The sequence below is a fragment of the Micromonospora sp. DT4 genome (assembly GCF_049841675.1).
In the GTDB taxonomy this organism is placed as follows: Bacteria; Actinomycetota; Actinomycetes; order Mycobacteriales; family Micromonosporaceae; genus Micromonospora.
This window is the reverse complement of the sequence record NZ_JBNCKT010000170.1, coordinates 1-8043: the sequence shown is the minus strand read 5'-3', so window position 1 is coordinate 8043 and position 8043 is coordinate 1. Positions and strand designations below refer to the sequence as shown.

Sequence of the window (8043 nt, the reverse complement as noted above, 5' to 3'; positions counted from 1 at the left end):
ACGGACCGCAACCACCAACCAGCACCGAATCTTCGCGCACCATGGTGCGCCTCGATGACGGCGCCGTGTTGCTGACCCGCGGAGTCCGCGCCGCATCCTCCGGCGTCGCCGATACCACTACTTCACCGATCGAGCACGATCGTGCGGCCGTGCACGGCCGCACGGGCTCAGGTCGGCGGGGCGCCGGGCGGGATGAAGGGGAGGCCCGTGGGTGCGCCGGTCTCGATGAGACGCCAGAGGGCGTCGGTGTCGAGGTGCTCCTCGACGAGGTCGCCGAGCAGATCGAGCGAGCGTTCCCGGGCGGCGGCGAAGCTGGTGGTCGGCGCGACCCGGAATCCTCTACGCCCGGCCAGCCGCGCCGCCTCGGTGAGGAACCAGCGGCGGAAGCCGTCGGACTCGAACGCCCCGTGCCAGTGCGTGCCGTGCACCGCGCCGAGCACCGCGCCCTCGCCCGCGCCGTCGGCCCCGGTCAGCAGCGGAGTCAGGCCCGGGTCGGTCTGCGAGACGAACCCGTGGTGGATCTCGTAGCCGCGGACCGTCACGTCGCCGGGGCCGATGCCTACCGACTGCCGGACGGTCTTGCGGGGATCAAAGGTGATCTCGATGGGCAGCAGGTCGAGCCCGGGCACACTGCCCTGCCGGCTCTCGACCGGGTCGTGGATGGCCCGGCCGAGCATCTGGAAGCCGCCGCAGAGGCCGAGCAGCGGCTTGCCGGCTGCCGCGTGGGCGGCGACCGCGTCGGCGAGGCCCGTATCGCGTAGCCAGGCGAGGTCCGCGACCGTCGACTTCGAGCCGGGCAGGATGATCAGGTCGGCGGAGGCCAGTTCGGCCGGTTCGACGGTGAGGCGTACGCGGACACCCGGCTCGGTGGCGAGCGCCTCCACGTCGGTGGCGTTGCTGATGCGGGGCAGCCGAACCACGGCCACGTCCAGCCATTCGGTGCCGTGTGGGGCGGCGGGGCGGCCGAGCAACCGGCCGTAGGCGAGCGAGTCCTCCGCGTCCAGCCACAGGTCGAGCGACCAGGGCAGCACCCCGTACGTGGGACGGCCGGTCACGTGCCGCAGCATGTCCAGGCCCGGCCGGAGCAGACCGAGGTCCCCCCGGAACTTGTTGATCACAAAGCCGGCGACGAGCGCCTGGTCGGCCGGGTCGAGCAGGGCCACCGTGCCGAACATCGACGCGAAGACGCCGCCCCGGTCGATGTCGCCGACCACGATGGCGGGCAGGTTGGCGTGCCGGGCAAGCCCCATGTTGACGTAGTCCCCGGCCCGCAGGTTGATCTCCGCCGGGCTGCCCGCGCCCTCACAGATGACCACGTCGTACGCGGCGCGCAGCTCGGCCAGCGCCGCGTACGCGGTCTCGGCGAGCCGGGGCCGCAACTGCCGGAAGGTGCCGGCGGTGATCGTGTCGACCGCTTCGCCGAGGAGAACCACCTGACTGGCGAGATCACTGCCCGGCTTGAGCAGCACCGGATTGAAGCGCAGGTCTGGTGCGAGCCCGCACGCGGCGGCCTGCATGGCCTGGGCGCGGCCGATCTCCCCACCACGTCCGTCCGGCCCGACGACGACGGCCGAGTTGTTCGACATGTTCTGCGCCTTGAACGGCGCCACCTTCACGCCCCGCCGGTGCAGCCAACGGCAGATGCCGGCGGTGAGCACGCTCTTGCCGGCGTCCGAGGTGGTGCCGGCGACCAGCAGTCCGCCGCTCATCGCCCGCTCCTTCGCCCGGCCGGTGCGGCCCGCAGGCCCGGCTCGGCTGCTGCGGCTTGCACGCCACGCCCTGCCCCGGCGGCCCGCAGGCTCCGCTCCTCTGCTGCGGCCCACAGGCCCTGCCCTGCCGCGCGCAGACTCCGCCGCGCGAGCGCGCCGGTCAGGCGGCCGACCGTCACCGGGTAGGCGGCGGCCACCCCGAGGGCGGCCAGGCCGACAGCGCCGGAGATGCGCGCGGCCCGCTTGAGGTGTCGTGCCTCGGGACGGGGGCCGTCACCCAGGAACGGGCGGACCTCGGAGCGCCCGAAGTACATGTTGCGGCCACCGAGGCGGACGCCGAGCGCCCCGGCCATCGCCGCTTCGCACTGGCCGGCATTGGGGCTGGGGTGGTCGTTGCGGTCCCGCCGCCACACCCGCCAGGCCCGGTCCCGGTCGCCGTTCGCGACCGGCGCGACGGCGATGGTGAGGAGCCCGGTCAGCCGGGACGGCACGAGGTTGAGCAGGTCGTCAAGCCGGGCTGCCGGGGTGCCGAACCGCGCGTAGCGCTCCGATCGGTGCCCGACCATCGCGTCCAGGGTGTTCGCGGCGCGGTAGCCCAGCAGCCCGGGCAGGCCGGCGACCGCGCCCCAGAGCAGCGGGGCGACCACCGCGTCGGAGGTGTTCTCCGCGACCGACTCGACGGTGGCGCGGGCCAACTCCGACTCGTCCAGGGTCGACGGGTCCCGGCCGCAGAGGTTGCCGAGGCGTCGCCGGGCGGCGGGCAGGTCACCGTCGCGCAGCGTGCGACCCATGGCGGCGGCCTCGCGCCGCAGCGTACGACCGCCCAGCACGGTCCAGGTGCCGGCGGCGACGAGGACCGCGCGGCTCACCGGCCGGTGCCGGGTGACCGCCGCGGCGACTGCCCCGAGCACCACGGGCCCGCCGACCGCCAGCGCCGTGAACACCGCGCCGGCTGTCCGGTCCGGCCGGTGCAGGCGATGCTCCAGAGCGCCGGCCACCCGGCCGAACCCGGCTACCGGGTGCCACCGACGGGGGTCGCCGAGCAGCCTGTCCAGCGCGTAACCGGCCACCAGGCCCACCGCGTTCGCCACCGGCGCTGTCTGCCGCACGCGTACCACCCCCCGGCCGGCCAGCCTAGACGAGCGCCGCATGAGCCAGCGGCGCCTGCCGTACTCCAGCGGAACCTCCGCTGGCCGATCCGCTCACGCGGGGTGACGACGCCGACCACGCCGCCACCCCGCCCCCGTCGTGCCGCCGGTGCGAACGTCGCCGGCACCGACCTCAGGCAGCCGCGCTGCCGCTTTGGGACCGGACGGTCACGCCGGCTGCGGAACCCGACCCCGGCCGCGCCGCCCCCGACCGGAAGGCGGACCATCCGGCCGGCCCTCGTCGGGCACCGGCCCCAACTCGTCGTCGGGGTCGTCCTCCGGGTCGACGTCGTCCGCCGCCGCACGGGTCAGCTCGTCGTCGTCCAGGGCCACGGGAACACCACCGATGTCACCGAGGGTGACATCGTCGAGCGGGCGGTGGCCCAGCGGACTGGTACGTGGTGAGGCGTACTCGGGGAGTTCGAAATCGTCATCGAGCGGGCCGTCGTCGGGCAGCGTCGGCGCCTCCTCGGCGGGTACCGGCTCGGTGGGCTCGCCATGCACGCGGCTCTCGGTGGCCGCGTCCTCGACGGCGCTGGTGGTCATGGTGGGCCGGTTGCGCAGGAAGCGGGCCCGCCCCCGGGACAGGTCGTGGCCGACGGCGACCGCCTCCAACTCGTAGAGGGTGCGGTGGTTGCCGGCCTCGTCGGTCCAGTCGCGGGTGTAGAGCCGACCGCAGACCACCACCGGGTCGCCGACCATCACCGACGCGGCCACGCCCTCGGCGAGCTTGCGCCAGCAGTTGACGCGGACGCGCAGCGAGTTGCCGTCGACCCACCGGCCGCTGTCGCGGTCGAGTCGCCGGGCGGTGGAGGCGACCTTGAAGTTGGCCACCAGGGTGTTGCTCTGGGTCCGCCGCCACTCGGGCGCCGTCAGAATGTTGCCGACGATCGTGACGTACGTGTCGAACATCGTCCCTCCAGGGGATCGGGGGTCTGCCAGCGCGAGTCGACTCGGCATCGAGCCTGTGCGATGTCGACGGCCACCGCCAGCGCCGCCACCCGAACCTGTGGACAACGGGCCACCTGTGGACAACGCCCTGATCAAGCCCCTGTTGTGGTACGGCCGACCCATCCGAGCGGCCAATGGCGGTTCCGGAGCCGCCCGAACTGGGTATGGATTTGATCAACGCACCACCGACAAGCTCCACGTCGACGAGAGGTCAGCACCATGATGATCACTACTTTCGGCTCCGCGACCGCTTCCGAGGTACGGCGATGAGCGCCGTGGCGAACCCGGCGACCGTGGGCGAGTGCCTGCGGGTCGGCGCGGGGTTCTCCCAGGGCGACCGCAACTGGATCGCCGAGCAGTTCGCCACCCTCGACGCCCGGTTGGCCGGCTTCCACGCCGACGCTACCGAGCTGGAGGTGTCGGTGAAGGAACGGGAGGCCCGGGGTCAGAAGGTCACCCTGGAATGCTGGATCGCCGGCCGTCAGAAGATCGTCACCACCTCCACCGAGGAAGACCTGCACGCCGCCCTCAACAACGTCCGCGACGACCTGCGCCGAAAGCTCAACGACGCCAAGACCCGGCAGGAACCACGCAACAACAAGCACCTGCGGGACATCCCGCAGCCGCAGGGCGAGATTGACCCGATCGACGAGGACCCGGCCCGCGCCGACACGGAAACGGTCTGACCCCCGCGCCCCCTGTCTCCTCTGGACCCGGTTGATCATGGAGTTGTGGTGGTCGTAAGACCCGCTAAATCCCTTTCACGGGGCACCACAACTCCATGATCGACGCGGCGGGGCGAGGCGGCAGGCGAGGCCGGGCGGCAGGCGAGGCCGGGTGGCAGGCGAGGCTGGGTGGCAGGCGAGGCAGGCGGCAGGCGGGACGGGAGCGGCGCCGTGTCAGGGTAGGCGGGGCTACCGCTGGGTAGGCCCGTCGGCGTAGCGTCGCGGGCGTGGAACCGGACGTGTTGGGGCCGCCGTACGAGCGGCAGACGATCGACCTGGGCACCGACGACGAAGGCCCCGTTGTCGCGACCCTGGTCCGGCGGCGGGCCGAGCGTCCCACCGGACGAGCGGTGCTCTACGTGCACGGCTTCGTCGACTACTTCTTCCAGACCCACCTGGCCGACTTCTTCGCCGAGCGCGGCTGGGACTTCTACGCCCTCGACCTGCGCAAGTACGGCCGTAGCCTGCTCCCGCACCAGACGCCGAACTTCTGCCGCGACATCAGCGACTACTTCCCCGAGCTGGACGCCGCCGCCGAGATCATCCGAGGCGAGGACGGGCACGACACCCTGCTGGTGATGGGCCACTCCACCGGCGGCTTGATCATCTCACTCTGGGCGGATGCCCGCCGCGACACCGGCATCATCGACGGCCTGGTCCTCAACAGCCCCTTCTTCGATCTCAACGCCCCCTGGGCGGTCCGTCGACCCCTCGCGGCCGCCGTCGCCCGGCTGGGCCGCAGGGCGCCGCACCGCATCCTGCCGCTCGGCCTAGGCACGGTGTACGGCGAGAGCCTGCACGCCGACCACCGCGGCGAGTGGACCTATGACCTGGCGTGGAAGCCGCTGGCCGGGTTCCCGGTGCGGGCCGGCTGGGTGAACGCGATCCGCACCGGTCAGCGTCATCTGCGCGCCGGCCTGGACATCCCGGTGCCGGTGCTGCTGGCCTGCTCGACCCGCTCCTTCCGGGGCACGAAGTGGCACGACAACGCGACCCTGGCGGACGCGGTGCTGGACGTCGAGCACATGGTGAAGTACGCGCCCCGCCTCGGCCAGCACGTCACGCTGGCCCGCTTCGACGGCGGGTTGCACGACCTCACGCTCTCCGGGCCGGCGGTACGCGCGAAGGTCTTCGACGAGGTGGGCCGCTGGGCCGAGGCGTTCCTGGCCGCCGGCCCCACCGCCCCGGCCGACGACGACGCCGACGCCGATACCGATACCGATGCGCCCACGCTGCCGCGGAGTCGCCGCCCGACGACCGGCCGCGCCGAGGCGACGGCAGTCGGCGACTGATCCCACTTCAGGTCAGGAGAACGGCCACGCCGAGCCGACGGCGCTCGTGCGACTGATCCGTCCCCGCTCGGCCGACTGGCAGCGCCGAAGCGACGGCGGTCCGCGACTGCCCCACAGCGGCGGCGCGAGCAGGATTCAGGCGTCGCCGTGTGCGGCCGACAGGGCGGCGCCGATCCGGTCGAAGGTCGCCACCGGGTGCCCGTCGACGCCGGGCAGCACCAGTCCGAGGCAGTACAGCGACACGTCGCCGGCGACGTCAGCCTGGACGACGAAGACGGGCGCGCCGACGTACCCCGGGGGTAGTTCCGTGGTGATCCGCACGTCGTCCCCGTCGCGGACGACGCGCTCGATCGCCACCTCCAGGGGGCGGGAGCCGTCGTCGCGTACCCCATGGGCCAGCACGAAGGCGGAACTGGCGTCGGCGTCGAGGTCGGCGACGGCCTCGGGCCCGGCGGCGATCCCCGCCGGCACCGGCTGCACGCGCCACCGCCAGCCGCCGTCGCCGGCGTAGCGGTGCAGGCCTGCGGTCGGCAGCACCGCGACCCCGTCGCCCGGAAAACGGGCCCAACCGGGCACGATGTCGGCCGCCGCGACGGCGTCCGGCGCGACGCCGGCCGGCTCGGTGACGCTCGCCCGCAGGCCCAGCTCACCGCCGGCCGCACCGACGAGGTCGGCCGCCGTCAGCAGCGCCTCCCCCACCGGGTCGTCGCCACCCTGGAAGAAGAAGGCGGTGCCGTGGGCGTCGGCCGTCCGGTAGGGCAGGATGGCCCGGCCGACGACCTGGCACAGCTCGTAGGCGACGCTGCTCTCGGCGTCGGGGTCCAGCAACACCAGCCGAGGGTACGGGCCGACGGCCGGCCTCTTCGCGGGAACCCGGATGCCGGACGGGGACTCTCCGTGAGACCCTGCTCGCCGACGTGGACGCGGCACCCATCGACCCGGCGCGCGGCGGGTCGGCGGTACCCTTCTGGCGCGACTTCCACGCCGCGCGCCCGTAGCTCAGCGGATAGAGCAGGGGACTTCTAATCCCAAGGCCGCAGGTTCGAATCCTGCCGGGCGCACCTTCACGCAGCAGGCTTGACCTGCTGCTTCTTTCCCTTTTTGCGATCTTGCTGATTGCCGTCTTTCGATCGCTTGTCCCCACGTGAGCCCGAGGTGAGCCCGGGAGTGCGCTTGGTACCCCGACCAGAGATCAGGCGAGCCGTCGCTTCGGCGGCTTCCAAGGCCAGTTCGGGCAGGACAGCCAGTTGGCTGTTGCCAGTTGGCCTCTTGCCGGTATCGGTCAACCGGAAGGCCCCCACGATCCGACGACACTCACCAGCGACCGGCCGCCCACAGCACGACCAGCGCGGTAGGTTCGTGCCGTGCTTCCGATGACTCTGCAAGAGATCACGGCCGCCGTTGGTGGAGCCGTCCACGACGCTCCCGACACGGTGACGATCACCGCCCCGGTCGTGTTCGACAGCCGGCGGATTGAGCCGGGCGGGATGTTCGTTGCACTGCCCGGTGGGCGCGTCGACGGACACGACTACGCCGCCCAGGCGATCGAGGCCGGCGCGGCGGCCGTGCTGGCGTCACGACCGGTCGGCGTTCCGGCGGTGATCGTCGAGGACGTACCCACCGCCTACGGACGCATCGCCCGCGTGGTCGTGGACCGGCTCCCGCAGACCACGGTGATCGGTGTGACCGGCTCGGTAGGCAAGACGTCAACCAAGGACATCCTTGCCCAAGTGCTTCCCGCCTGGGGCGAGACGGTTGCTACCCGGGCGTCCAACAACAACGGGCTTGGGTTGCCGTACACGGTCACCCGCGCCACTGCCAACACCCGTTATCTCGTCTTGGAGATGGGCGCACGCGGGATCGGGCACGTGGCCTACCTGACTGGGATCGCCCCGCTCACCGTCAGCGTCGTTACCCGCGTCGGGCACGCGCACCTTGGCGAGTTCGGTTCGGTGGCAAACATCGCCCAGGCCAAGGGCGAGATCATGGAAGCCCTGCCAGACGCATGCGACGGCGGATTGGCGGTGCTCAACGCCGACGATGAGTTGGTCGCCGCGATGGCGAGCCGCACCCGCGCCCGCGTGCTCACCTACGGGATCGAGAGCCCGGCGGACGTGCGGGCCGAGAACGTGACATTGGACGAGCTAGGCCGTGTCTTGTGGATCAGGTTTCGCGGGCGAGGTCGCGGAGCCAGATCTTGATGGTGGCGATGTCGATG

7 protein-coding genes, 1 tRNA gene and 1 pseudogene are annotated in these 8043 nt (G+C 72.4%); 4 read left to right on the top strand and 5 right to left on the bottom strand.

Annotated features, from left to right (window positions below):
* Positions 1-167: 167 nt before the first annotated feature.
* The 3 genes from ACLQ24_RS27590 to ssb form a co-directional block, all read right to left on the bottom strand.
* Positions 168-1709, bottom strand: coding sequence for a cobyric acid synthase (locus ACLQ24_RS27590; RefSeq protein ID WP_425894660.1), 1542 nt, complete (start codon positions 1707-1709; stop codon positions 168-170).
* Positions 1706-2860 (bottom strand): cobalamin biosynthesis protein, encoded by a 1155-nt coding sequence (locus ACLQ24_RS27585; RefSeq protein ID WP_425894659.1) that lies wholly within the window; start codon positions 2858-2860, stop codon positions 1706-1708. The genes ACLQ24_RS27590 and ACLQ24_RS27585 overlap by 4 nt, the downstream gene beginning before the upstream one ends.
* Positions 2861-3025: 165 nt before the next feature.
* Positions 3026-3769: a single-stranded DNA-binding protein gene (gene ssb / locus ACLQ24_RS27580; protein WP_425894658.1), complete on the bottom strand. Its 744-nt coding sequence runs from the start codon at positions 3767-3769 to the stop codon at positions 3026-3028.
* 305 nt (positions 3770-4074) lie between these two features.
* Here ssb and ACLQ24_RS27575 point away from each other — a divergent pair, with 305 nt between their 5' ends.
* Both ACLQ24_RS27575 and ACLQ24_RS27570 read left to right on the top strand, forming a co-directional pair.
* Positions 4075-4494 (top strand): HPF/RaiA family ribosome-associated protein, encoded by a 420-nt coding sequence (locus ACLQ24_RS27575; RefSeq protein ID WP_425894657.1) that lies wholly within the window; start codon positions 4075-4077, stop codon positions 4492-4494.
* A gap of 266 nt (positions 4495-4760) precedes the next feature.
* Positions 4761-5825 carry an alpha/beta hydrolase gene (locus tag ACLQ24_RS27570; protein ID WP_425894656.1) on the top strand — a complete coding sequence of 355 codons (1065 nt, stop codon included), beginning with the start codon at positions 4761-4763 and terminating at the stop codon, positions 5823-5825.
* A gap of 135 nt (positions 5826-5960) precedes the next feature.
* Here ACLQ24_RS27570 and ACLQ24_RS27565 read toward each other — a convergent pair whose 3' ends face one another.
* On the bottom strand, positions 5961-6656 hold the full coding sequence (locus ACLQ24_RS27565; protein ID WP_425894655.1) for a hypothetical protein: 696 nt from the start codon (positions 6654-6656) through the stop codon (positions 5961-5963).
* 157 nt (positions 6657-6813) lie between these two features.
* On the opposite strand from ACLQ24_RS27565, the gene ACLQ24_RS27560 reads away from it, so the two are divergent.
* A tRNA-Arg gene (locus ACLQ24_RS27560) sits at positions 6814-6886 on the top strand.
* A 3-nt stretch (positions 6887-6889) separates the two neighbouring features.
* Here the strand turns inward: ACLQ24_RS27560 and ACLQ24_RS27555 are convergent.
* Complete coding sequence (locus tag ACLQ24_RS27555; RefSeq protein ID WP_425894654.1) at positions 6890-7126, bottom strand: hypothetical protein; 237 nt, start codon at positions 7124-7126, stop codon at positions 6890-6892.
* Positions 7127-7198: 72 nt separating this feature from the next.
* Here ACLQ24_RS27555 and ACLQ24_RS27550 point away from each other — a divergent pair.
* Positions 7199-7978: pseudogene (locus ACLQ24_RS27550) on the top strand (UDP-N-acetylmuramoyl-tripeptide--D-alanyl-D-alanine ligase); the annotation flags it as partial.
* Positions 7979-8043: the final 65 nt, after the last annotated feature.